23 protein-coding genes and 1 pseudogene are annotated in these 24,111 nt (G+C 57.0%); 9 read left to right on the top strand and 15 right to left on the bottom strand.

The annotated features are described in order from the left end of the window. The first annotated feature begins 174 nt into the window (after positions 1 to 174). Positions 175 to 1,569: a Si-specific NAD(P)(+) transhydrogenase gene (gene sthA / locus APH34_RS23005; RefSeq protein WP_054903086.1), complete on the top strand. Its 1,395-nt coding sequence runs from the start codon at positions 175 to 177 to the stop codon at positions 1,567 to 1,569. A gap of 48 nt (positions 1,570 to 1,617) precedes the next feature. On the opposite strand, the gene APH34_RS23000 is transcribed toward sthA, so the two are convergent. Both APH34_RS23000 and APH34_RS22995 read right to left on the bottom strand, forming a co-directional pair. Next, the gene (locus APH34_RS23000; protein WP_054903085.1) at positions 1,618 to 2,334 is read right to left on the bottom strand and encodes a glycerophosphodiester phosphodiesterase; all 717 of its coding nucleotides are present in this window, start codon (positions 2,332 to 2,334) and stop codon (positions 1,618 to 1,620) included. A gap of 31 nt (positions 2,335 to 2,365) precedes the next feature. Continuing rightward, positions 2,366 to 2,950 carry a PilZ domain-containing protein gene (locus tag APH34_RS22995; RefSeq protein WP_054903084.1) on the bottom strand — a complete coding sequence of 195 codons (585 nt, stop codon included), beginning with the start codon at positions 2,948 to 2,950 and terminating at the stop codon, positions 2,366 to 2,368. Between the two features lie 93 nt (positions 2,951 to 3,043). Between APH34_RS22995 and APH34_RS22990 the strand changes: the two genes are divergently transcribed. Genes APH34_RS22990 through APH34_RS22980 form a run of 3 tightly spaced genes read left to right on the top strand, consistent with a single transcriptional unit; the run spans position 3,044 to position 6,283 of the window. Beyond that, positions 3,044 to 4,294, top strand: a complete 1,251-nt coding sequence (locus APH34_RS22990; RefSeq protein WP_054903083.1) for a lipoprotein-releasing ABC transporter permease subunit — start codon at positions 3,044 to 3,046, stop codon at positions 4,292 to 4,294. 7 nt (positions 4,295 to 4,301) lie between these two features. Next, positions 4,302 to 4,985 carry a lipoprotein-releasing ABC transporter ATP-binding protein LolD gene (lolD, locus tag APH34_RS22985; RefSeq protein ID WP_176506135.1) on the top strand — a complete coding sequence of 228 codons (684 nt, stop codon included), beginning with the start codon at positions 4,302 to 4,304 and terminating at the stop codon, positions 4,983 to 4,985. 56 nt (positions 4,986 to 5,041) lie between these two features. Continuing rightward, positions 5,042 to 6,283 carry a lipoprotein-releasing ABC transporter permease subunit gene (locus tag APH34_RS22980; protein ID WP_054903082.1) on the top strand — a complete coding sequence of 414 codons (1,242 nt, stop codon included), beginning with the start codon at positions 5,042 to 5,044 and terminating at the stop codon, positions 6,281 to 6,283. A 64-nt stretch (positions 6,284 to 6,347) separates the two neighbouring features. On the opposite strand, the gene APH34_RS22975 is transcribed toward APH34_RS22980, so the two are convergent. Together APH34_RS22975 and cinR are read right to left on the bottom strand one after the other, a co-directional pair. Then, positions 6,348 to 7,685 (bottom strand): heavy metal sensor histidine kinase, encoded by a 1,338-nt coding sequence (locus tag APH34_RS22975; RefSeq protein WP_177337050.1) that lies wholly within the window; start codon positions 7,683 to 7,685, stop codon positions 6,348 to 6,350. Then, positions 7,685 to 8,365, bottom strand: a complete 681-nt coding sequence (gene cinR / locus APH34_RS22970; protein ID WP_054903081.1) for a two-component system response regulator CinR — start codon at positions 8,363 to 8,365, stop codon at positions 7,685 to 7,687. Before cinR ends, APH34_RS22975 begins: the two co-directional genes overlap by 1 nt. Before the next feature lie 195 nt (positions 8,366 to 8,560). Between cinR and APH34_RS22965 the strand changes: the two genes are divergently transcribed. After that, positions 8,561 to 9,064: a plastocyanin/azurin family copper-binding protein gene (locus tag APH34_RS22965; RefSeq protein WP_054903080.1), complete on the top strand. Its 504-nt coding sequence runs from the start codon at positions 8,561 to 8,563 to the stop codon at positions 9,062 to 9,064. Between the two features lie 68 nt (positions 9,065 to 9,132). Then, positions 9,133 to 9,963: an NADPH-dependent 7-cyano-7-deazaguanine reductase QueF gene (gene queF, locus APH34_RS22960; protein WP_054903079.1), complete on the top strand. Its 831-nt coding sequence runs from the start codon at positions 9,133 to 9,135 to the stop codon at positions 9,961 to 9,963. A gap of 58 nt (positions 9,964 to 10,021) precedes the next feature. On the opposite strand, the gene APH34_RS22955 is transcribed toward queF, so the two are convergent. Both APH34_RS22955 and APH34_RS22950 read right to left on the bottom strand, forming a co-directional pair. Next, positions 10,022 to 10,285: a DUF4404 family protein gene (locus tag APH34_RS22955; protein ID WP_003248815.1), complete on the bottom strand. Its 264-nt coding sequence runs from the start codon at positions 10,283 to 10,285 to the stop codon at positions 10,022 to 10,024. Positions 10,286 to 10,408: 123 nt separating this feature from the next. After that, positions 10,409 to 10,972 (bottom strand): hypothetical protein, encoded by a 564-nt coding sequence (locus tag APH34_RS22950; protein WP_054903078.1) that lies wholly within the window; start codon positions 10,970 to 10,972, stop codon positions 10,409 to 10,411. A gap of 191 nt (positions 10,973 to 11,163) precedes the next feature. Here APH34_RS22950 and APH34_RS22945 point away from each other — a divergent pair, with 191 nt between their 5' ends. After that, the gene (locus APH34_RS22945; protein WP_054903077.1) at positions 11,164 to 11,871 is read left to right on the top strand and encodes a VacJ family lipoprotein; all 708 of its coding nucleotides are present in this window, start codon (positions 11,164 to 11,166) and stop codon (positions 11,869 to 11,871) included. A gap of 51 nt (positions 11,872 to 11,922) precedes the next feature. Here APH34_RS22945 and APH34_RS22940 read toward each other — a convergent pair whose 3' ends face one another. Further along, complete coding sequence (locus tag APH34_RS22940; RefSeq protein ID WP_054903076.1) at positions 11,923 to 12,222, bottom strand: PilZ domain-containing protein; 300 nt, start codon at positions 12,220 to 12,222, stop codon at positions 11,923 to 11,925. 270 nt (positions 12,223 to 12,492) lie between these two features. On the opposite strand from APH34_RS22940, the gene rssB reads away from it, so the two are divergent. Continuing rightward, a complete protein-coding gene (gene rssB, locus APH34_RS22935) occupies positions 12,493 to 13,677 on the top strand; it encodes a two-component system response regulator RssB (RefSeq protein WP_054903115.1) in 1,185 nt (394 codons plus the stop codon). Beyond that, on the top strand, positions 13,674 to 14,156 hold the full coding sequence (rssC, locus tag APH34_RS22930) for an anti-sigma factor antagonist RssC (RefSeq protein WP_012313588.1): 483 nt from the start codon (positions 13,674 to 13,676) through the stop codon (positions 14,154 to 14,156). The genes rssB and rssC overlap by 4 nt, the downstream gene beginning before the upstream one ends. Before the next feature lie 99 nt (positions 14,157 to 14,255). On the opposite strand, the pseudogene APH34_RS22925 reads toward rssC, so the two are convergent. From APH34_RS22925 to APH34_RS22910, 8 genes and pseudogenes are all read right to left on the bottom strand, one after another. Further along, a pseudogene (locus tag APH34_RS22925) lies at positions 14,256 to 15,197 on the bottom strand (alkaline phosphatase family protein); the annotation flags it as partial. A 121-nt stretch (positions 15,198 to 15,318) separates the two neighbouring features. After that, complete coding sequence (locus APH34_RS29370; protein ID WP_156358117.1) at positions 15,319 to 15,762, bottom strand: hypothetical protein; 444 nt, start codon at positions 15,760 to 15,762, stop codon at positions 15,319 to 15,321. Beyond that, the gene (locus APH34_RS29365) at positions 15,749 to 17,770 is read right to left on the bottom strand and encodes a hypothetical protein (protein ID WP_156358116.1); all 2,022 of its coding nucleotides are present in this window, start codon (positions 17,768 to 17,770) and stop codon (positions 15,749 to 15,751) included. The genes APH34_RS29370 and APH34_RS29365 overlap by 14 nt, the downstream gene beginning before the upstream one ends. After that, positions 17,767 to 19,719, bottom strand: coding sequence for a hypothetical protein (locus tag APH34_RS29360; RefSeq protein WP_156358115.1), 1,953 nt, complete (start codon positions 19,717 to 19,719; stop codon positions 17,767 to 17,769). The genes APH34_RS29365 and APH34_RS29360 overlap by 4 nt, the downstream gene beginning before the upstream one ends. Positions 19,720 to 19,723: 4 nt before the next feature. Continuing rightward, positions 19,724 to 21,178: a site-specific integrase gene (locus APH34_RS28915; RefSeq protein WP_037058555.1), complete on the bottom strand. Its 1,455-nt coding sequence runs from the start codon at positions 21,176 to 21,178 to the stop codon at positions 19,724 to 19,726. Positions 21,179 to 21,194: 16 nt separating this feature from the next. Beyond that, a complete protein-coding gene (locus APH34_RS29355; protein ID WP_156358114.1) occupies positions 21,195 to 21,515 on the bottom strand; it encodes a hypothetical protein in 321 nt (106 codons plus the stop codon). 243 nt (positions 21,516 to 21,758) lie between these two features. Then, the gene (locus APH34_RS22920) at positions 21,759 to 22,016 is read right to left on the bottom strand and encodes a helix-turn-helix domain-containing protein (protein WP_371263320.1); all 258 of its coding nucleotides are present in this window, start codon (positions 22,014 to 22,016) and stop codon (positions 21,759 to 21,761) included. A gap of 802 nt (positions 22,017 to 22,818) precedes the next feature. After that, complete coding sequence (locus tag APH34_RS22910; protein ID WP_177337049.1) at positions 22,819 to 24,039, bottom strand: lactonase family protein; 1,221 nt, start codon at positions 24,037 to 24,039, stop codon at positions 22,819 to 22,821. Positions 24,040 to 24,111 lie beyond the last annotated feature (72 nt).

Genomic DNA, 24,111 nt, shown 5'->3' with positions numbered 1-24,111 from the left:
AGCCGGTGAATGACATGTAGTGCAGGCAAAATTGGCCTACGACGCGACCAAGGGTTAATGTGCGCGGCGTTCACGCTTGATTAGACTGCACCCGAATTTTCTCATGGCGCCGCTGGCGGCATGATCGAGTCCCGCGGCGACCGTGGCCAGCGGGCCAGTTCTGAAGGAGTACGCATGGCTGTCTACAACTACGACGTAGTGGTGTTGGGTTCCGGCCCGGCCGGAGAAGGTGCGGCAATGAACGCCGCCAAAGCAGGGCGCAAGGTGGCGATGGTCGACAGCCGTCGCCAGGTCGGTGGCAACTGCACCCACCTGGGCACCATCCCGTCCAAGGCACTGCGTCACTCGGTGCGGCAGATCATGCAGTTCAACACCAACCCGATGTTCCGTGCCATCGGTGAGCCGCGCTGGTTCTCTTTCCCTGACGTGCTCAAGAGCGCCGAGAAGGTGATCGCCAAGCAGGTCGCCTCGCGCACCGGCTACTACGCCCGTAACCGTGTCGATGTGTTCGTCGGCACCGGCAGCTTCGCCGACGAGCAAACCGTCGAGGTGGTTTGCCCCAACGGTGTGGTGGAAAAGCTCAACGCCAAGCACATCATCATCGCCACCGGCTCGCGCCCCTACCGCCCGGCCGACATCGACTTCCACCACCCGCGTGTCTACGACAGCGACACCATCCTCAGCCTCAGCCACACCCCGCGCAAGCTGATCGTGTACGGTGCCGGCGTTATCGGTTGCGAATACGCCTCGATCTTCAGCGGGCTGGGTGTGCTGGTCGAACTGGTCGACAACCGCGGCCAGTTGCTGAGCTTCCTGGATTCGGAAATCTCCCAGGCGCTGAGCTATCACTTCAGCAACAACAACATCACCGTGCGCCACAACGAGGAGTACGAGCGGGTCGAGGGCCTGGACAATGGTGTGATCCTGCACCTGAAGTCGGGCAAGAAGATCAAGGCCGACGCCTTGCTGTGGTGCAACGGCCGTACCGGCAACACCGACAAGCTGGGCCTGGAAAACATCGGCATCAAGGTCAACAGCCGAGGCCAGATCGAAGTCGATGAGGCCTACCGTACCAGCGTGCCGAACATCTACGGTGCCGGTGACGTGATCGGCTGGCCGAGCCTGGCCAGTGCCGCTCACGACCAGGGCCGTTCGGCGGCGGGCAGCATCGTCGACAACGGCAGCTGGCGCTTCGTCAACGACGTGCCGACCGGCATCTACACCATCCCGGAGATCAGCTCGATCGGTAAGAACGAGCAAGAGCTGACCCAGGCCAAGGTGCCTTACGAAGTGGGCAAGGCCTTCTTCAAGAGCATGGCGCGTGCGCAGATCGCCGGTGAGCCGCAGGGCATGCTGAAGATTCTGTTCCACCGCGAGACCCTGGAAATCCTCGGCGTGCATTGCTTCGGCTACCAGGCTTCGGAAATCGTCCACATCGGCCAGGCGATCATGAACCAGCCGGGCGAGTTGAATAACCTGAAGTACTTCGTCAACACCACGTTCAACTACCCGACCATGGCCGAAGCCTATCGGGTAGCTGCCTACGACGGCCTGAACCGGCTTTTTTGACCGGCTCCGGCCGGTGGCCTGAGCCGGTCGGGGAGACCGATTTCAGCCCTACCCGAGGGTGGTCTTGGCCAAACCGGGAAAGTCTGTAATCAGGCTGTCCACGCCAAAGTCAGCGAGCCGGCGCATCAGTGCCGGTTCGTTGACTGTCCACACCGAGACGTGCAAGCCCTGGCCCTGCGCTTTGAGCAGGCGCTCCGGGGTGCACAGCGTCCAGTTCAACGCCAGCAGCTCGCAGCCGTAGTTCTGCGCGACCTTCAGCGGGTCGAGCCAGGCATATTCGGCGACCAGCCCGCGCTTCACATCCGGCACCAGTTCCTGCGCGGCACCCAGTACCTCTCGTGAGCTGGAGGTGATGGTCACCTTGTCCAGCAGGCCGTACTGCTGGGCCAGCTCGCGGATGGCCAGCACGGTGGTGGCGGCGCGGGTGCGCGAGGCGCTCTTGACCTCCAGCTGCCAATGCTCGAAGGGGCATTTTTCGAACAATTCTTCCAACCGTGGGATAGGGCAGGGCTGCACATGGCCTGGGCCGCCCTTGCGGGCGTCGATGGTGACCAGGTCGGCCGCCGGGTGCTCGACCACCTTGCCGCGGCGGCCGGTGGTGCGCTTGAGGGTGGGGTCGTGGATCACCATCAGCTCGTTGTCGGCCGACAGGTGCAGGTCCAGTTCACAGCGGTTGACGCCGTGGGACAGGCACTGACGGAAGCTGTGCAGGGTGTTCTCGGGCGCTTCGCCCTTGGCGCCGCGATGGCCGTAGATGAGGGTCACGTTCGTTCCTTCAGGTCAAATATGAAAAGGCTCAGGAGGCGGGGTCGTTCTGTTCCAGCTGCTGGCGCCGTTGCTGCTGTTGGCGCTGCAGGATGTAGCGGGCCAGCAGTTGGCGCTGGGCGTCGGTCATGTCGGTGAATTCGGTGCCGACCTCGAAGCCGCCTTCCGCGCGCGGGTCGCAGTGGGTGACTTTGCCCCGCAGCAGCAGGCCGTGGGCGCGGGGCATCAGTACCATCTTCACCTTCACCCGCGTGCCAGGGGTTATCTGCTGCTGTTGCGCGAACTCGATGCCCCCTTCGGAAATGATCACCCGCTGTGGTTGGCCGATCTCGCCGATCAGTGTCTGCGCGACCACGGCGCTGAGCAGGTCCAGGCGTTTGTTCTGCGCCCGCAGGAAAGCGGCCAGGGTACGGTCCTTGTCGCTGAGCTGGCGCAGCAGGTGCTGTGACTCGAAGTCCGACAGGTGCAGCTCGCTGAGCAGGTTGAACAGCGGTGAATCATCCTGCAACAGTTCTGGCTCAAGGGCTTCGGCCGCGCTCAAAGGGCTGATTTCCAGTGCGATCCGATCTTCGATGCGGTAGTATTCGCGGCGATCTTCTTCGTCTAATGTCGTCATGGCGAACCCATGGTAGCGGCGGTGGTCCGAGTGTAAAGCCGCCACAGGCGCCTCGCCACAAGGACGTTCCCTTTCATCCGAACAAGCCCCGACATGTTCAGACCTCTTTTCGCATTCATCGGTACGCGTTACACCCGTGCCAAGCGCCGTAATCACTTCGTCTCGTTCATTTCCCTGACCTCGATGATCGGCCTCGCCCTGGGCGTGGTGGTCATGATCGTGGTGCTCTCGGTAATGAACGGTTTCGACCACGAGATGCGTACCCGCGTGCTGGGCATGATCCCGCATGCCACGCTGGAGAGCGGCCAGCCGATCAACGACTGGCCTGCCCTTGCCCAACAAGTAAAGCAGAATCCGCAGGTGCTGGCGGTTGCGCCCTACACCCAGATGCAGGGCCTGCTGACCCACGACGGCAAGGTGCAGAAGGTGCTGCTCAACGGCATCGACCCGGCGCGCGAGCATGACGTGTCGATCATCGACAACTTCATCCAGCAAGGCCGGCTCGACCAGTTGGCGCCGGGCGAGTGGGGCATAATGATCGGCGACAAGGCCGCCGCCAAACTGGGTGTGGCTGTTGGTGACAAGCTGACGTTCGTCGCCCCGGAGGTCAGCGTGACCCCGGCCGGGATGTTCCCGCGCATGAAGCGCTTCACCGTGGTCGGCACCTTCCACGTTGGCGCCGGCGAGATCGACGGTTACCTGGGCCTTACCAACATCACCGACCTGTCCCGTCTGCACCGCTGGAAGCCCGACCAGGTACAAGGCCTGCGCCTGAAGTTCGACGACCTGTTCCAGGCGCCACGGGTGGCCTGGAACATCGCCCAGCAGTTGGGCGAGCAGGAGTACTACAGCCGCGACTGGACCCGCACCCACGGCAACCTGTACCAGGCGATCCGCATGGAGAAGGCCATGATCGGCCTGCTGCTGCTGCTGATTGTCGCGGTGGCGGCGTTCAACATCATTTCCACCCTGGTGATGGTGGTCAACGACAAGCGCGGGGACATCGCCATCCTGCGCACCCTGGGCGCCACGCCCGGGCAGATCATGGCCATCTTCATGGTCCAGGGCACGGTCATCGGGGTCATCGGTACCTTGATCGGCGCTGGCGTCGGGATCGTTGCCGCGCTCAATGTCAGTGCGGTGATCGCCGGCATCGAGAAGCTGATCGGGCACAAGTTCCTCAACGCCGACGTGTATTTCATCGATTACCTGCCGTCGCAGATCCAGGCCCAGGACGTGTACATGGTCTGCGGTGCGGCGCTGGTCCTGAGTTTCTTCGCCACCCTGTACCCGGCCTGGCGTGCTGCCCGCACCCAGCCTGCAGAGGCGCTACGTTATGAGTGAGTCGCGCATGAGTGATAAAGCCGTTCTGAGTTGCCGCAACCTGGGCAAGTCCTACGACGAGGGCCCGGAGTCGGTGCAGGTGCTGTCCGGGCTCAACCTCGAGCTGCACGCCGGTGAGCGGGTGGCCATTGTCGGCAGTTCGGGCTCGGGCAAGAGTACCTTGCTCAACCTGCTGGGCGGCCTCGACCGGCCAACCCAGGGCAGCGTGTGGCTGGCCGGCGAAGAATTGTCGGCGCTGGGCGAGCGCGCCCGCGGCCTGTTGCGCAACCGTGAGCTGGGCTTCGTCTATCAGTTCCACCACCTGCTGCCGGAGTTCACCGCCATGGAGAACGTGTGCATGCCGCTGTTGATCGGCCGCACCGCAATCCCCGAGGCCCGTGAACGTGCCGAAGCACTGCTCAAGCGCGTTGGCCTGGGCCACCGCCTGCACCACAAGCCGGCTGAGCTGTCCGGGGGCGAGCGCCAGCGCGTGGCCATCGCCCGTGCTCTGGTCAACCGTCCGGGCCTGGTGATGCTCGACGAACCTACCGGCAACCTCGACCACCACACCGCCCAGGGCATCCAGGAGCTGATGCAGGAGCTGTCCAGCGCTTCGCGTACTGCGTTCCTGGTGGTGACCCACGACCTCAACCTGGCGCGCCAGATGGACCGGGTACTGAAACTCGACGACGGTCACCTGGTGGCGATCTGAGCCGCTTGCACGGGGTGGCCTGAGCCGCCCCGCAACTCTTTCATTGGGTGTTTTACATGTTCAGACCCTTGCCCTTGTTCATCGGTGCGCGCTACACCCGTGCCAAGCGCCGCAACCATTTCATCTCGTTCATCTCGATGACCTCGATGATCGGCCTGTCCCTGGGCGTGCTGGCGATGATTGTGGTGCTTTCGGTGATGAATGGCTTCCAGCGCGAAATGAGCTCGCGCATCCTTGGCCTGGTACCGCATGCCAGTATTCTGGGCGTGCAACCCCTGGACGACTGGCACCAGGCGGCTGATGCTGCGCTGCAAAACCCGGCGGTGATGGCGGCGGCGCCGATCACCGAGATGGAAGGCATGCTCTCTTACAAGGGCGCGATGCAGCCGATCCAGGTGAGCGGTATCGACCCTGCCGAGGAGGGCAAGGTCTCGATCGTCGGCCAGCACATCGTGCAGGGGCGTCTGCAGGACCTGCAACCGGGTGAGTACGGCGTGGTCATCGGCGAGTTGACCGCACGCCGCTTCCGCCTCAATACCGGCGACAAGCTGACCTTGATCGTGCCGGAAATCAGCAAGGAGCCAGGCGGGATCACCCCGCGCATGCAGCGCCTGACGGTGGTCGGCATCTTCAAGGTGGGCGCCGAGCTGGATGGGTCGCAGGCCTACATGCACGTGGCCGACGCCGGCGAGATGCAACGCTGGGCGCCAGGCCAGGTGCAGGGGGTGCGGTTGAAGCTGCATGACCTGTATGCCGCGCCGCAGGTGTCCAAGGCCATCGCTGCCGGTCTGGGTGATGCCTACCGCGCCGATGACTGGTCGCATACCCAGGGCAGCCTGTTCAGTGCCATGAAGATGGAAAAGACCATGATCGGCCTGCTGCTGCTGATGATCATCGCCGTGGCGGCTTTCAACATCATCGCCACCTTGGTGATGGTGGTGAACGACAAGGGGCCGGATATCGCCATTCTGCGTACCTTGGGTGCCACGCCAGCACAGATCATGGGCACTTTCATGGTCCAGGGCAGCCTGATCGGCATCGTCGGGACCTTGATCGGTGGCGTGCTTGGGGTGATAGCCGCGTTCAACGTCAGCCAGATCGTCGGTTGGCTGGAACGGGTGAGCGGGCAGCACATCTTCACCTCGGATGTGTACTTCATCAGCAGCCTGCCGTCCGAGCTGCAATGGGGCGATGTGGTGATCATCTGCGCGGCCGGGTTGGTGATGAGCTTCCTGGCGACCATCTACCCGGCGTACCGGGCTTCCCAGGTGCAGCCGGCGATTGGGCTTGCGGTCTGAGTGATTGCTGAGGGCGCCATCGCCGGCACGCCGGCGAAAGGGGCTGCGTAGCAGCCCTGGCGGCCTAACGATTCTCGCTGAACTCGATCACAAACCGCGTCCAGCCACCCTCGCACTGCGCCCGAATGCTCCCGCCATGGGCCTGGATGATTGACCGGGTGATCGCCAAACCCAGCCCCGCATGTTCACTGCTGCCTTCGCGCCGCGCCGGGTCCACGCGATAGAACCGGTCGAACAGCCGGGGCAGTGCCGCCGGCGCGATCGCCGTGCCGGTATTGGCCACGCAAATCCGAACCGCTGGTTCCAGCGTTACGCGTATCTCCCCGCCTGCCGGGGTAAAGCGCAGGGCATTGTCGAGCAGGTTGGACAGCGCCCGGCGCAGCATATGCCGGTCGCCCTGCAGCGTTGCCTCACCCTCGCGCAGCATCTGCACTGCGCTGTCCTCGGCCAGTGGCGCGTAATACTCCAGCAACGCATCCACCTCTTCATGCAGCGCCAGCGTCACCTGGCCTGGCACCAGCAGCCCGTGGTCGGCCTTGGCCAGGAACAGCATGTCGTTGATCATCTGTGCCATCCACTGCAGCTCTTCCAGGTTGCCATGCAGCGCCTCGCGGTACTCCTCGAGGCTGCGTGGGCGGGTGAGGGTGACCTGGGTATGGGTCAGTAGGTTAGACAGAGGCGTGCGCAGTTCGTGGGCGATATCGGCGGAAAAGGCCGACAGGCGCTGGAACGCATCGTCCAGGCGCTGCAGCATGGCATTGACGGTGCCGGCCAGCTGCGCCAGTTCCTCGGGCATTTGCGCCTCTGGCAGGCGCGTGGTCAGCGAGCGCGCTGAAACACTGGCAGCCACCTGGCCCATCTGCCGCAAAGGGCGCAGCCCGCGGCGCGCGGCCCAGGCGCCGAGTAGCGCGGTGGCCAGCGCCGACAGGCCGACCGTCAGCCAGATCAGACGCTGCATGCCTTGCAGGAAGTGCTGGTGGTGGGTGATGTCCAGGTACAGGGTCAGGCGGGCCTCACTGTTCAGTTGCACGGCGAGGCTGCGGTAGTCGATGCCGTTGCCATGCACCGTGGCCAAGCCCAGGGCGGCGGGTGCCTCGGGCAATGCATCACGGCTGGCGTACCAAAGGTTGCCGTCACTGCCAGTGATGCGCAGGGCCAGGTCGGCCTGATGGCTGAGCTCGGTGTGCAATGCGGGCAGCCGTGCCTCAAGGTCCGCGTGGTGTTCAAGGCCCGACAGCTGGGTGCGCAGCAACGACAGGCGCGACTCGAGCAGTTGTTGGTCCAGCTCGATGAAGTGTTGCTCGCTGGCGTGGTTGAACAATAGCCCGGCACCCAGCGAAACGGCGGCGGTACAGGCCGCGAACAGCAGGGCCAGGCGGCCGCTGAGGGAGAGCCTGCGCATCAGTCGTGGCGCTCCTCGAGCACATAGCCCATGCCCCGCACGGTGTGGATCAGCTTGTTGGGGTGAGGGTCGTCGATCTTCAGGCGCAGGCGGCGGATGGCGACTTCGATCACGTTGGTATCGCTGTCGAAATTCATGTCCCACACCTGCGAGGCGATCAGCGACTTGGGTAGCACCTCGCCCTGGCGCCGCAGCAACAACTCCAGCAGGGCGAATTCCTTGGCAGTCAGGTCGATGCGCTGGCCGCCACGCTCGGCGCGGCGGCGCATCAGGTCCAGGCGCAGGTCGGCCAGCGCCAAGGTGGTGTCCTGGCTGGTGCTGGCGCCACGGCGCAGCAGGCTGCGGACCCGGGCGAGCAATTCGGAGAAGGCAAAGGGTTTGACCAGGTAATCGTCGGCGCCCAGCTCCAGGCCATGCACACGGTCCTCGACTGCGTCACGGGCCGTGAGGAACAGCACGGGGGTATCCATGCCGGCCTGGCGCACCGCCTGGAGGATCTGCCAGCCGTCGCGACCTGGCAGCATGACATCGAGGATCAGCAGGTCGTGATCGCCGGTCAGGGCCAGGTATTGGCCGGTTTCGCCATCGGCCGCCAGTTCGGTGGCAAATCCTGCTTCGCTCAACCCCTGGCTAAGGTATTGGCCGGTGCGGGCCTGGTCTTCGACGATCAGCAGTTTCATGCGGTATTCACTTTATCGGGAGGGTGCGCGGCCCCTGTGGGAGCGTCGGTATCACAGCGGCGGCGGTAGGTTGAAATGATACGTGACTATCCCGGGCGCCGCCCTAGCTGACGAAGTTGTAATCTTGCCGTCAGGTACCTGCCAGTCAGTGCTTTTTAAAGTGGCGTTATCCCGCAGTACGTTTTTGGAGCCTTCATGAAACATCTGTTCATCGCCGCTGCCCTTGCCGTGGTAAGCCTGCCCAGCCTCGCCGATAGCGGCAAAAGCTTCGCCTTCGGTGAGCCGGCCCCGGCCGCCAAGGCCACCCGCACCGTCGAAGTGGTGCTCAAGGACATCGCTTTCGAGCCCAAGGACCTGCAGGTCAAGGCCGGTGAGACGGTGCGCTTCGTCCTGATCAACGAAGGGCAGCTGCCCCATGAGTTCAACCTGGGTGACAAGGCCATGCATGCCGAGCACCAGAAGGAAATGCTTGCCATGCAAGGCAAGCTGTTCACCGCTGGCATGAACCACGAGGGCATGGAGCATGGCCAGATGGACCACGGTGTCCACGGGCATGACGGCGGCAATACGGTGCTGGTGCAGCCAGGCCAGCGCGCCGAGATGACCTGGACCTTCCGTAAATCGGCACCCATCGAATTCGCCTGCAACGTGCCTGGGCATTACCAGGCCGGTATGGTCGGGGCGTTGACCATCGAGTGACTTGCGCTCCAAGGTGGGGTGCAAAACCGGTAGACTAAGGGCATTCCCGAACCTTCAGGTCAGTTTTCATGCATCCCGCCGCCGAACACTCTCCGCTGGGCAAGTCCAGCGAATACATTGCCACGTACACGCCTTCGCTGTTGTTTCCGATCCCGCGCACGGCCAAGTGGGCCGAGCTGGGCGTGACGGCCCAGACCCTGCCGTGGCAGGGCGTGGACTACTGGAACTGCTTCGAGCTCTCGTGGTTGTTGCCGTCGGGCAAGCCAGTGGTGGCCATCGGTGAGTTCGCCATTCCCGCCGACTCGCCGAACATCATCGAGTCCAAGTCGTTCAAGCTCTACCTCAACTCTCTGAACCAGACGGTGTTCGCCACGCTTGGCGAGCTGCAGGCGTGCCTGGAAAAGGACCTGTCGGCCGCTGCTGGCAAGCCTGTGAAGGTGCAGGTGCGCACCCTGGCAGAGGTCGAGGCTCAGGGCGTGGTGGCGCTGCCGGGGCTGTGCATCGATGCGCTGGATGTTGCCATCAGCAATTACGAACAGCCCCAGCCAGAATTGCTGCGCTGCAACCCCGAGCGCGTGGTGGAAGAAACCCTCCACAGCCACCTGCTCAAATCCAACTGCCCGGTTACCGGCCAGCCGGACTGGGGGAGTGTGGTGGTCGCGTACAAGGGCAGGGCGCTGGATCATGCCAGCCTGCTGACCTACCTGATCAGCTTCCGTCAGCATGCCGACTTCCACGAGCAGTGCGTGGAGCGCATCTACCTGGACCTGAAGAACCTGCTGCAGCCGGAGTATTTGACGGTGTATGCCCGTTATGTGCGCCGCGGGGGGCTGGATATCAACCCGTACCGCAGCACCGGTGCGATCAGCGCTGAGAACCTGCGCCTGGTCCGTCAGTAAAGCAGGCTACAGGCGCCTGTGGGGCGGTTTTACCCGCTCCCACAGCGCCCTTGCTCGTTCAGATTCCCATGCTGTGCAGCGAGTTGGCGATGCTGCGCAATGTGGCGGTGAGGTCCGGGTGATCGGCCTCGAAGCGTTCGATGGCCAGGTTCACACCATCCACCAGGTTGTTGTCTGGCGTGGCTTCCTCAAGCTTCAGTTGCGCCTCGATCTGTCTGGCCTCCTCATGCAGCGCGGCCAGTTCCTCTTCCGAAAGCGGCACGTTTCGATCCAGTTGCTCGCGCAGGCTATTCAAACGCTCTTGCAGTTCGCGGGCAGGCATTGGTTGTTCTCCATCAATGGCTTGGCAAGGCATGGACCTCAGCGAAGCGGCAAAGGTTCGCGCCTGCTTCCTAGGGTAATCCACTCGCCGACGCTTTGCATGATCCGCATCAAGGCTGCTGCGTCAGGGTTTTTCACCCTTGCGCCGCCGCTGGGCGATGTCCAGCAGGCAGGTGTCGAGCGCTTCGAGGTGGTCGATCACTGAATGCACCCCCAGGCGGAACAGTTCGAGGGTGGCCTTACCGCGGGCAAGTTCCTGTTGCTGCTGACTCATCGCTTGCCATTGCTGGGAGCCCAGGTCGCAGGAAGGGCTGCAGGCGGCCAGGCCAACGGTCCACAGGCCAGCATTGAGGCCCGACTGCAGCAGGCGCGGCTCGCCACTGACCAGCACGCAACCTTCCAGGCGTTGGCTGTCGAGGGCCATCAGGGCTTGCCAGCAGGCATTTGGCGCCGGCCACTGCACGCCATTGACCGCATGCCCTGGCAGCCAGTCGGGCAGTACGCTGGCCAGGCGTTTACCCTGTACGCCGCTCAGGTCGTCCAGCCAGATGCAGGGCACTTGCTGGCGTCGCAGGCCGGCCAGGGTGTCGAGGGCGCCGGGTGCGGGCAACGGGCTGCCGCTGGCGGCTTGGACCAGGCAGCCACGCAGGCCGAACAGCACAGCGGTGAAGGCGGGCGCATCGTGCATGGCAACTTCCCTGAAATACTCCGCAGGCTATTCGGCGATTGTTACGGTGCTGTGACGAGCAACAGTTGTTCACAAAATATTCAGCAAGAATGTGTAAAACTGTTTATCAGCCCGCGAGCCACTATACTGCCGCCTTACCAGCAGCGCGACCTACTGCGCTTGCGGCCGAGAAATTCGATGGAGAGACATCTATGCGTAGGATCGGTGCCGGTGTGATCGAGCGAGTCACCCAGGCCTGTGTCTGTGCCAGCTTGCTGCTGGCCCCCGTGGCAGCCACCCAGGCGGCCACCGAGGAGGATCCCTGGGAGGCGGTCAACCGGCCGATCTTCCGTTTCAACGATACCCTCGACACTTATGCCCTCAAGCCATTGGCCAAGGGCTACCAGGCAGTTACCCCACAGTTCCTTGAGGATGGCATTCACAACATCTTCCGCAACCTGGGGGATGTGTCCAACCTGGCCAACGACTTGCTGCAGCTCAAGCCGCGTGCCGCGGGTGTGGATACCGCACGGTTGATCGTCAATACCACCTTCGGGCTTGGCGGCTTCTTCGATGTCGGTACCAAGATGGGCCTGCAGCGCAACGACGAGGACTTCGGCCAGACCCTCGGCCGTTGGGGCGTGCCCAGCGGCCCCTACGTGGTCATTCCGCTGCTTGGCCCAAGCACCGTGCGTGACGGCCTGGCCAGGTACCCGGACACCTACACCGAACCCTACCGCTACATCGATCACGTGCCCACGCGTAACTCGATCTTTGCCCTGGACGTGATCGATACTCGCGCCAGCCTGCTGTCGGCAGAAAAGCTGATTCAGGGTGACAAGTACATCTTCATCCGCAACGCCTACCTGCAGAACCGCGAGTTCAAGGTCAAGGACGGCGAAGTGGAAGACGACTTCTAAGCCATGCGAGCAGGAGAAAGGCGACCCTTGGGTCGCCTTTTTCGTAACAGTTCAATGCATGGCCAGCACGCGCAGGCCGAGCTTCTGCTGTCCGCCGGGCTGGTCGGCGATCCACACCACTTCGGTACTGGCATGCAGCCCTTCGAGTGCGGGGTGGTCCGAATCGATACGTACCTCAAGATGCTCCCCGACCTGGACGTGCTGCCCAGCCTGCACCTGCATGCCGCCACTGGACAGGTCCAGGCACACGGCAGCGAACACCTGCCCAGCCTGCAACAGGCTGACCTGGGTGTCGATGCGCATGCGGATGAAATCGCGTTTCTCGCTGTGGCTGCAGGGCGTTTGGGGCATGCTGCGTCCTTCCCTTTGGGCTGCGCTGGGGCGCTTTCTTATAACTCCCGGTGATTTGCCCTGTAAAGTGCAGCCAACTCGACCCACGTATGCTTGAAACCCCTGGCGGATGGGAGTACCGTCTGCGCCTTACAAGGTATCTCTGCCGGTTGCCTGGGCCGTCTTCTTGGCCTACAACTCAAGTAGAGCGTTACCATAGAGTATTCCAGCAGCCGGATGTCAGCCTTGCAGACGCCCCTGCACCAACCCAAATCGGCGCCGTTCGCCCACATGCAGAAAATCAGTGCAACGCTGCTGATCATCGATGATGACGACGTGGTCCGTGCGAGCCTCGCCGCCTATCTGGAAGACAGTGGCTTCAGCGTCCTCCAGGCCGGTAATGGCCAGCAGGGGCTCCAGGTCTTTGAAGAACACCAGCCCGACCTCGTGATCTGCGATCTGCGCATGCCGCAGATGGGCGGCCTCGAACTGATCCGCCAGATCAGCGAGCGCGCGCCGCAGTTGCCGGTGATCGTGGTGTCGGGTGCCGGCGTGATGAGCGATGCGGTCGAGGCTTTGCGCCTGGGTGCTGCCGACTACCTGATCAAACCGCTGGAAGACCTAGCCGTACTTGAACATTCGGTGCGCCGGGCGTTGGACCGTTCTCGCCTGGTGCTGGAAAACCAGCGTTACCGCGACAAGCTCGAAGCGGCCAACCGCGAACTGGAGGCCAGCCTGCACTTGCTGCAGGAAGACCAGACCGCCGGTCGCCAGGTGCAGATGAACATGTTGCCGGAAAGCCCCTGGGTTGCTGGCGAGTTTGCCTTCGAACACCAGATCATCCCGTCGCTGTACCTGTCTGGCGACTTCGCCGACTACTTCCGCGTGGATGAGCGGCGCATCGCCTTCTACCTGGCCGATGTTTCCGGGCACGGTGCGTCGTCGGCCTTCGTCACCGTATTGTTGAAGTTCATGACTACCCGGCTGTTGTTCGAATTCAAGCGCGGTAGCAAAATGCGTGAATTCAAGCCTTCGCAGGTGCTCAGCCACATCAACCGTGGCCTGATCAACTGCAAGCTGGGCAAGCATGTGACCATGGTGGGCGGGGTGATCGATGAAGACACCGGCCTGCTGACCTACGCCGTGGGCGGCCACCTGCCGCTGCCGGTGCTGTATACCCCCGGGCAGGCCCGCTACCTGGAAGGCCGTGGCTTGCCGGTGGGGCTGTTTGATGAGGCGACCTACCAGGACCTGGTGATGGAGCTGCCGCCGCAATTCAGCCTGAGCCTGATGTCCGATGGCATTTTGGACCTTTTGCCAGGGGACACGCTCAAAGATAAAGAAGCCGCCTTGCCGGACATCGTCAAGGCAGCGGGTGGCAGCCTGGATGGGCTGCGACAACGATTCGGATTGGCTACGCTTGGGGAGATGCCGGATGATATCGCCCTATTGGTGTTGAGCAGGAACCTTCAATGAGTACCGGTAGAATCCAGTTCGCCGAGCAGAGCGGTACCTTCGTCCTGAAATTCGTCGGTGAAGTGCGCCTGACCCTGTGTTCAGCGCTGGATGCCACGATCGAGAAAATCTTCACTGCGCTGAATTTCTCGGCCATCGTCATCGACCTGACCGAAACCGAGAGCATCGACAGCACCACCCTGGGCCTGCTGGCCAAGCTGTCGATCCTGTCGCGGCAAAAGGTGGGGCTGCTACCGACGGTGGTTACCACCAACCCGGATATTTCGCGCTTGCTGCAGTCCATGGGGTTCGACCAGGTGTTCAATATCGTCGACCGCCCGGTGCCGTGCCCGGAGTGCCTGACTGATCTGCCTTCCCAGGATCAGAACGAAGACGTGGTACGCTCCAAGGTGCTGGAGGCGCACAAGATTCTCATGGGGTTGAACGACTCCAACCGTGAAGCCTTCCATGATTTGGTGAATGCGCTAGAGCGCTCCTGACTCCTGGGTTTAATCAGGCTCTTGCTGAGGATGCCATTGTGGGAGCGGGCTTGACCCGCGAAGAGGCCGGCAAAACCACCCCAGCGCCTCGCCCCTTGTTCACTCCCGCCGCGTAAACGCCGTCGCCTCGCCCCCCTGGGCATTGAGCTGAAACACCTGCGCAGGCCGCCCCTGTTCATCGAACAATACCTGCCCCAACCCCGCGCCATTCCACAACCGTTCCCCGGCCTTGCTATGGCTGGGCGAGCGCGGTACCACCTGCATTTCCCGCCGCCGGGTAAACCAGTTGAGCGGCGAGCGCGGTGAATAGAGCCAGCGGTTGAGCCGATCGAGCACATCCAGCAGGCGCCGGGGGAATTCGTTCTTGATCCCGCTGCTGGTGACCTGCCACAGGTGCGGGCTGCGCTGGCGGTGGCGGATCAGCACCTCGTAGACGAACGAATAGTGCACATCACCGGACAGGATCACATAGTGCCCTGGCGTGCGCGAATGGCGGAAAATGTTGAGGATCACCTGTGCCGCGCCGCGGTGCGCCATCCAGTTTTCGGCGTCCACCAACAGCGGGTAGCCTAGGCCGCTGAACACCTTCTGTATCGTTTCGATCAGCTTGACCCCGAAGATCGGTGCCGGCGACACGATGACTGCCGAAGGGTGGTCCAGCAAGGCGTGCTGCAGTTCGCAGAGCGCCTCCCAATCCAGCAGGCCGGACGGCTTGGCCAGGTTGCTTTCGCTACGCCACCGGCGTGTGCGGGTGTCCAGCACCAGCAGCGGCGGGTTGCTGGGCAGGCTGAACTGCCACCCCTGGAAGCGCAGCAATTCACCGATCAGTTCATCCTGGCGCTGGCCGTCCAGCTGCGGCCGGGCAAGGGCCTGGCAGGGCGCTATCATCGCGGCACACGCATCCGGGTCATTGCCCCAACCTTGGCACAGCAGGTAACCCAGCAGGGCGTTGCCGATGATGCGCCGCGAGAAGGGGTGCCCATAGGCGGTGTGTTCCCACTGCGCCGAGAGATTCCAGTCATCAGTGATGTCGTGACCATCGTAATCTTGAGTGACCGTCGTGTGGACATGACGGAAGCCAAGCGCGTGCTGGGTTTCATAGATTTCCTGCATGTCCATATGGACGAAGTAAAATACGGACTTTCTGTTGATTATGTCTACATCAGTCCTTGAGACCATTTCCCTTCGTGCTCGAAGTAAGATTAAGTGGAAATGAATTCACTATAGATTTCTCTTTTGTAAGATTTTCAACCTCTAGTTTAAGCCTATGGTTCTCCTCCACCAGTGAGACGACTTTCTGAAGTGCCAACTCAAGTTCCGATTTTATTGTTTGAAGTTCTCTGTGGTGAACCTGTCTTGCAGTGTTCGCTCTGTGGGGCGTTGGTTGAACGACCGAGTCAAAAGCTGTAGCTCTTGCTTTAGCCGCCGCCTGTATGTCGTTTATGAGTTCCTTGAATTCTTGGCGGCTTTTCTTTATGGATCCGCGCTTGCGTCCCGCTTCAATAGCGACTGTGTCTTTATTGATTGTGTACGGGGGTTGTATGTTGATTGGCGTATTGGTGATCAATCGCTGTAAGGCTGATCGATAATTATCAGTCGCGCTCATTCTTATTCTCCATTTTCTCAAGTAATCCTCTTTTCTTAAGCTCTTTACAGATCGTATCAATCTCTATATCGAGTTGAAGTTTATGTGGGGAGTCTGAGGTGAAAAGTGCCTGCTCTCGCCTTAGTTTGTTTATGGAGTGTTTAATTTTTTTTAGGCTTTTGTCGTCGTCTAAGATGGATTTTTCGCAGAATACGCAAGCGGTAACGCTTGTGAATGATATTTTTTCACAGGGCTCTAAATTTGTGCATCCCCCGATTGGACCGTTTTTGTAAACCATCTCGCCCTTTTCAAATTTCCGTCTTGTCTCGGCTCGATCAGTTGTAATGATGAGAGGTTTTCCTTTGTCGCGAGCATTTTGAATTCTGTTGCCTTCGCCGCCCCATAGTATGTTTGTCGAGTTAATGACATCTGATTCGTAATCAAAATATTGTGCGACTCGACGTTCATGCTCTAACTCATCTATCCATCCGTTAGCATCATCGCTTTTGACAAAATTCACTGCAAAAGCGCTGCCTCTCCGATAGTATGAAGCCATTGCGTCTGTAAGCTGCTTAAATTGAAGAGCCATTGTGCCAAGGGAAACGAGGCGCGAGCGCGCACAGTACACTGCAAGAGAACGTCTGCACTGATGGGTTGCAAAGGGCCAGAACTGGCTAATTTTAACATCAGGATCGTTACGCCAGTCCCTGAAACCATCAAATCTCTCAAGCTCACAGATATCGGCTTCCTGGACCTTTAAAGCGGGCCATCGATCTATAATTCGGCTAATTCTACTTTTATGAGAGGGGCAGACGACGGGGGCGGCCGAAAAGGCCTGATAACCCGCCTCGGGCTTCTTCTGAATCAGATTAGGGAAAAGAGGGTATTGGCTAAGATCCGTATTTGAATAGTTATGCCGCAAGGCGCAAACAGTTCCAGCATGGTGAGCTGCGGCGATGGCCTTCTCCACAATTGGTGCCGTAACCCAGAATGTTCTAGTATGATTATTTCCTGAGTATTTGGAGGTGTAGCCATCTAATATGCTTACCTCAACACCGCTACTGATTATTTTTTTGTATGTGTCAGCAGGCAGGTGCCGTACCTCGTTGGCGCGCATTCCTGAGAATAAGTGTATCCAATATTGAGCTGCAGTTTGTGCTTCGTTTACATAGTGCATGAGTCGATTCCAGTCCGTGATCGAATGCTTATAAAACAATGAAGATAGTCCGATCTTTTTGACTGCGTCAGGCCAAGAAATACTTTCTTTGTTGCAGGCTGCTCTATAGGTGCCTACTGCGAATAAGTGATTTGTATTTCTCTTTTCAAAAAATGAGCATATCAATGCGCCGTATTTATTAAATTCATCTAGTTCCGTGCTTAATGCCATTATGAACTCGGCGTAGAGTCGGGATGGAATCAATTTTGTTTGTTGAGGTTTGTCTCTTTGGGCTTTGGGGAATCTGTCGTAAATATTTTGCATTAGCTCGATTGTGTTATGTTCGGTTAAAGTTAATTGAAAGCTTGGTTGCAATAGGCTGATGCTGAAAAGTTCTTTGATTAGAAACAAGAGGTCTCGCATGGGGTGCTGGCTTAGTGCGGAGTAGCTAGGTATTAATAGTCGATTGCAGTTGGTTGCGTTGAATAACTCTTTAATCGAAAGGGCGTTTTTAAAGGCGAGCTTCGCTATCCTATAAAGCGGTGTCATTACGAGTGATCTTGGTTTGCGCAATTTAGGAAATAGATGTAGGCGGGCAAGTTGTATTTGCTTCATTTCATCCGATATTAGTAAGCTCAGTTCGCTTTCGTCTTCATGGTGCCAATTTGAGAACGAAAAAATGGTTACTGCTGCTGGGTCGTACATTTTCATGTTCCATACGTCGTCTTTATACCGAGAGACTACAGATCCGTCTGCAGCCTTTGATATGACGAATTCTGAGCGTGCTGCGGCCTCGTTCTCATTGTTTGACAGAAGGCTTCGTGCTTGCTCATCCAGATGATGACGTAGGTCTATAGTGGAAATGAAACTCATAAAATTACTCCTGCTATAACTAGTGCATCAAAATGAATGGCCCAAAATGAATCAAGTGCACCTTGTTTTATCTCTTGTCGAATTGTATCAATCAGTTCGCCTGAGGCTTTTCCAGCGTCTTCGATCGCAGTAATAATTTCGTCTATGCGGTGAAGTGTAGGACCAAATTTGTTTTCCCAATGCTCGAGCGAGTTATCGACTTTCGATGATTTGATTAGATAGTGCAGAGATAACAAGCGACGGATGTCTTCTTCATCTGCGTGCAGGGCGTAGTATGCACAAAAAAGACAGTTTTCAGGATCGCGGCATGTAGGGGCGGGAGAAAGAAGAGTAAAACCTGGGGCGCGTTCTGGTATCGAGTCAGGGGCCTTCTCACATGACCCCACTCCTATAACTGCCTCGGGTCTTTTTTCCTCAATAAATTTTACGGAGATCTTGTCTGAGAATCGTGTTCGTTCTATGGCTGCTTGGTGTACGGACTCCAAAAAAAGTGTCATCTCTGCTGCAAAGTCGTCAAGTGACGGTCGGCCATAGTTGCTCTTTACTGTCGATTCGTTGTTGCTCAGCTTCTCCGCTGTCAGCGCTAAGTCGCCACCGCTAAGCTTCAAATATTGGTAGCCCACGTTCTTTCGCCAGTAGGGTGAGGGGACCCAAGTTGTTTTTGGTAACGCCTTTGTGAATAGGGTTTTGAATACTTGTATACTTCCGCTGCAAACGATAGTGGGTTCTAATTCATAAGAAGCAACTGGAAACACTAGGTCACTTTCTTTTCCATTGAGAACCCATTCTCTTATCTCTAAGTGCTTTCTGAAGATTGGGGAGAATTGTGCTCCAAATTCCGGGAATACTGGCTTTCCGAACGCTCTACCTTTGGTGCCTGAATAACGTTGCCCCTGAGTGCTGGGTACAATTTTTAGGGTGTCTGATTCGAGGTTTTTAGCCACGCTTAAGTTGCAGCCTGTTGCAGCCATGAATGCCATCATTCCCGCAACGATCGCGTGATTACCGATTCTCCGTCTAAGATCTGAGCGAAGATTCTCATTGTTATACTCGTAGCGCTGATGTGCCTTGTCGTAGATTGATCTTTCGATGCGCAGACTATTGCTGTCTCCGCTTAAATTAAAATGACGTTGAGTTTCTTTCCAGCTGGGGAACTCAGGCGAACATACTAATAATGATGCTGGACTGAATGGCGCTTTTTTTGTGGATCTTGTAGTGCCTACTAAAGAATACATGTAGTAGGGGGTGTCGGTTGGAGATTTAAATTGTAGTGGGAGTTTTCCGCCCCCTACGAGAATTCTATGAGCCTCTTCAATGAAATTGATCAGTGCAGCAAATGTTTTGGCCTGGGAGTCCTCACTTGGAAGCTTAAGATTGATTTGGTTTGATTCTTTACGGTTCTTTTTGATGAATGTGGCTGATGTCTTTATCTCTGGTTCGCTGAGGTCCGTAGCAAGTGTCACCGCTAGTCGTGCTTGTGCTTGAAGGTTTCCGGCAGTTCCCAATTTGATCGGTTGCCCATTAATGGATGAGGTATTAATGCGATGGTACAGATAGGTCGTATATTCCCTATACGCCTTTATCATGCATGCAGTGTCATTAAACGGATAGTTGTCTGGTTGGGAGTCGATCCAGCCTATGAAGGCTTTGACACCGACATACACGCTATGCGCAGTGGACCTGGTTTTGAGGCCTTTTATGTATGCAATAAGCGCTTTTGTGAACGGTATTCTGGAGTGGTCCAGTGAGCTGGGGTCTACTGGGCATGCAGTTCTGGGTGGAGGTGGTATTTCACTTCTCCGGGTATAGCAGAAGGAACCAATATCCAGATAGCTATTTGCTCCTGGACTACTGCTAATCAATACCACTAGGTGCGGATTGATAGCTTCGACTTCAGACTCTTTTACATTGATGAATATTGCTGGTCGTTGTGTAAGTTTGTTATTCATGTGATCAATTATTTTGCGGTGTGTTTACATGTCTGAATAGGCTCACCTCGAATTCGTTTTGAATGCTACTTCTCCATTCTAGTCGGGATTTGTAGTTCAAGTATTGCAAAGTGGTTTCTTTGTTGGAGTGACCCATTCGTTGCTGTGTATATTCCAGTGCAGCAGTTACATTTCCACTGCCCGAGTGTTTCAGTTGACTTTCCAACAAGTTCATGCCGAACGAAGCCCGCAGGTCGTGGAAAGTAAATCTTTGAAACGAAGGGTTTTTAACGCGTATCCTAGGAAGCAATATGCTGTGGATATGCTGCCGTAGTGCTGCCCCATCTTGAATGGAAGTATTTTGGAGCTTGGTTGCTTTTGTGGGGGTTGTTTGGTGCTCTTGGTTTGATCTGTCGATTAGCTCGCTTTTTGCCGTGTAGTAAGGGATGCCGTTTTTACTTAGAAATATGTAATTGTTATCGTTGTCGCCGTAAAAAGATCTTGATCTTCGTTTTTTTGCTTCTTGGCTAAGAGAGTAAATCTTCATGTCTTGAACCAGCCACCCAGGTACAAGTAAAGTCATATGCTTGCCAAGCTTTGTATCTGCGAGAGTGCCATCTCCGATGGGAAGCCTTAAGTTTCCATCTTGGTCGAGACTCCCTTTCAGATGGGTTAGTCGTAAGGTGCATACCGTTTGGATGCGAGCGCCTGTGAATAATGCAAGGTAGAACATGAGTTGATATTCTCGCGATGATTTTCTCAAAGCTACCAGCATTGTTTCTTGCTCTGAGAATGTAAGTGGGCGCAGATCTCCACCATCGCTGATACATTCAGGGTCCCTCTGTTTTTTTGGTTTTCTTATGCTTAAGTTATGCGAGGTTTTGATGACGGTACTGTCTCTACCGTTCTTTGACACTATGTGAATGTATTTTACTGTTTCCTCGAAAGGAAGTTTTTTGAGTTGCGTGCTATCTAACAGTCGCCACTTTATTATCTCGCGATAGAAGTTTGCAATCGCATTGATTCGGACTTTCGCAGTGCTGGTCTCAATCTTGCCTGAAGAAATCTGTTCAATAAGTTCTTCTCTGTAGCGGAATGTAACTTTCAGGCGGTCATTTTCTGGGAGGTATAGGTAATTGAGCCCTAAATCTTCGAGAAAGCGGAGGTAGTCAAGCAAGTGGTCTGCTAATCCTCGTATGGTCCGGTGTTCGTAAGTGCCGCATTCCTTAATTTTTGCCGTCAGGTAAAGAATGCTAATCTCCCAAGGGGTTCCGTCACTTTGGATGAGGACTGGGAAATTTGGAAAATAGTTGGCGCTATTTGGTGTAAATGTATAATTCAGTCCGCTGCCAGAGTTTGTAAGTGAAGAGGGGGTGTGAAAATTGATATGTTGAAATCGAAATTCGCGAATGAGTACGCGTCGAGCATTGGAGTTATAGTGAGTTTTTTTGCCAAACTTATTATGATTACTATCAGTCATTTTCTTTGCCTTGATTTCATGCTGTCAAAAGTATGGCGTGAGGAGAAGTAATTGAGGTGTGAGTGGGTTGTAAAATTAAGGTTTGTGATTGCAAACTATCTTGCGTGAAAGGGTAGGCAAGTTTATGAGGTCGTTTTAAGTTTTTGCTAAATGGAGCGCTTTTTTGGTAAGTGTGAGGCTGGATAAATTCTGGGGCGATCAACATGGCTGCAAGTGTTTTAAACTGCCCTTGTTTTTTGATCGTTTTTTTGCAGATGCAGTTGAAATTCCTTTTCCGTATAGGATTGGGAACTGCCGGGGGCTGGAGTTGACGTGAAAAATGGAATGACACAGACATACCTACTCTCCATAAAGTATCTGGAAAGTAAGGTCGTCTATGTCCTCTAGTGGGAGCCGCCTTACGTGCTTTTCAACTTGAGACTAGCCATTTTTACCCTGAAATGGCAAATAGGCTGAAAATATTAAAATATATTGATTGATAGTTTTTGTTGATTTTCAATGGGCGTTAGGTAGCTGCATATCGATTGGTCACCTTTTGGCAAGGGAGTTCTGCCAGCGCCCCAAGTCACCTTCACTTGTGTTAACGAATGCCCAATTCCATGAGCTCATCCTGAATTCTCTGGATAAGGTCGGGCGTATCAATCCGTTCCTCCTGATGGATGAAGGTTGCAAGCAGGAGTGTGACGGGATGGACGTTAAGCACTCCTGCAAGCTGCGCGACTTTCTCGATCGTAGGGGCCTTAAGACCCCGCTCCAGTGTGCTGAGGTAGGTTCGACTGCTCACGTTTGAGAAATCCTCCTGTGTGAGGTGTCTGTGCTTCCGTATCTCCCGTAGCACCAATCCAAATGCCGTATTCAGTTCCAATTTGCATACCCACAAAAGGAACGATCAAGCCTTTTTGCGCCCTATAGGGCTACAATCTATAGTGTTCATTTTCTGGGGGTGACCAATGTTTACTACCTATCGAAGCGCCGAGGTTGAGTTCTCATGCATGGGGGATCCTCGCTATAGCGGAACTCAGATCTGGCGCTACGTTGAGCAGGAACTGATGTGTCCGTGGTTCTACGTCCAGGTGCTACGACCCGGATCGACCGACACAGACCTCTCGATGCTGATGCTCCCATGCGCGAAGGACATCGCTGCCATGGTTGATTGCGAAACCCCAAATTGGTGTATTCAGCAGGTCCAAATCGTTACTCCAGCCCGCATGAATGGGACTGATCGGTGGCAGATGGAGCCTCTTCGCAGAATCACTCTTCTTGAGTCGCCGGCCTTAGCCAGTGTCTGCGAGTGCTTTGAAGTGACCAGCGGACGGCTCTACACATCCGGCGGCCCCCGGGTCTTGGAAGGCGCTACCTTGCTGCAAGTGCTATTTGATGCCGCAGTACATCTCAAAAAAACACAATAATTGGTATGTGATTAGCTTTCGCGAGCATGGCGGCCACTCGCTTTCCTTGGCGTAGAACGCGGATTGCCATGCTAGCAGGCATTAAACTTGACGATCTCGGAGCAGCTTTCCGGCGAAATGGGTTATTCAGCGGCACTGTCCTCTAACTCAGCTCCACTGGCCACCAAGCTAATAGGGTTTCGGACAGGGTAGGCGTGACTCCCAGCACGCCAAGATCAGGAAAAAAGAGGTTCAAGCGGTGCGGAAAATCATGCAGACCGGGCTGCCGGTCTCGATCTGATGCTCCAGCAAAGCCAGTTCGCCTTTCGGGGTAATGGAGAAGGTCTTGATGTTGTCGCTGTCTTCGTTAGCGACGAACAGGAACCGCCCGTTAGGAGATGCCGTCATGAAGCGTGGCTTCTTGCCTTGGCTAGGTACGTTGCCGATCGGGTTGATCTTGCCGGTAGGCTGATCCATCGAATAAATGGTCACGCTGTCATGCCCCCGGTTGGAAGAGAACAAATGTTCTCCATTCGGTGCCATGACCAATGCTGCTGCACGGCTATCGCCAACGAACTCCTGAGGCAGTGCTGGAACCATCTGGAATGGAACCAGGGAGCCGTCCTTCTGGTTGTAGCGGTAGCTAGTGATCGTGCTATCCAGCTCGTTCACCACGTAGGCAAAAGAACCGGTCGGAGAAAACACCACATGCCGAGGGCCGGCACCTTCGCGTGCTTTGATTTCATGGGCCAGTTCAGGCTTCAGCGCGATGCCGTCCTGCTTCAGATCGAACACGAAGACCTTGTCCAGCCCTTTATCCGGTACCACCAGGAAGCGACCTGATGGATCGCGTGGGATCATGTGGGGGTGGGAGCTCGCCTGCTCGATCTTGTGCGGGCCAGGGTTGCCCGGAAGGTCGTATTTGCTGATGACGGGTTGCAGGTGGCCGGTCTTATCGAACGGCAGAATGACAATGCTGCCGGTGGCATAGTTGGCCACAGCGAGGAATGTGTTGCTTTTGTCCACGGTAAGGTGGACGGGGTTGTTCCCTTCGCAACCAACCGAACTCACCTTGGTGAGCGTTCCGCTGGCTGGCTCAATTTGGAATGAGCTGACAGTGGACTGGTCGCCATGCACGCAGAACAGCAGGCTCTGGGTTTGGTCGAGGCACAGGAAGGATGGATTGGTCAGATCGCCGACGGTTTGAACCAATTCGGAGCGACCTGTCTGCGGGTCATGTCGATAAACCGTGATGCCTGCGCCGCGGGCGTTTCGCTCGCGAGTGGTTCTGGAGCCCACATAGACAATTTGGGTTTTGTTCGAGATGGCAGGCTGCATGGAGTTCTTCTCAGGTCCTGATTTGGCATCTGCCGCTCCCGCGCCGAGGCCCAGAATGGTTGCCGCAGCGACGATGGAAGTAGAAGAGAGCAGCGTGCGTCGAGTAATGGCGGGTAAGAACGGTGATGGGCGCATAGCAAAATCTCATCGTTGTTTTTGTTGTGATGAGTACTCGACCGATTCCACGGGTTTAAGCACACATCCTCG

The sequence above is a fragment of the Pseudomonas sp. NBRC 111131 genome, from assembly GCF_001320525.1.
In the GTDB taxonomy this organism is placed as follows: Bacteria; Pseudomonadota; Gammaproteobacteria; order Pseudomonadales; family Pseudomonadaceae; genus Aquipseudomonas; species Aquipseudomonas ceruminis.
This window is presented reverse-complemented; position numbering and strand designations above follow the sequence as displayed.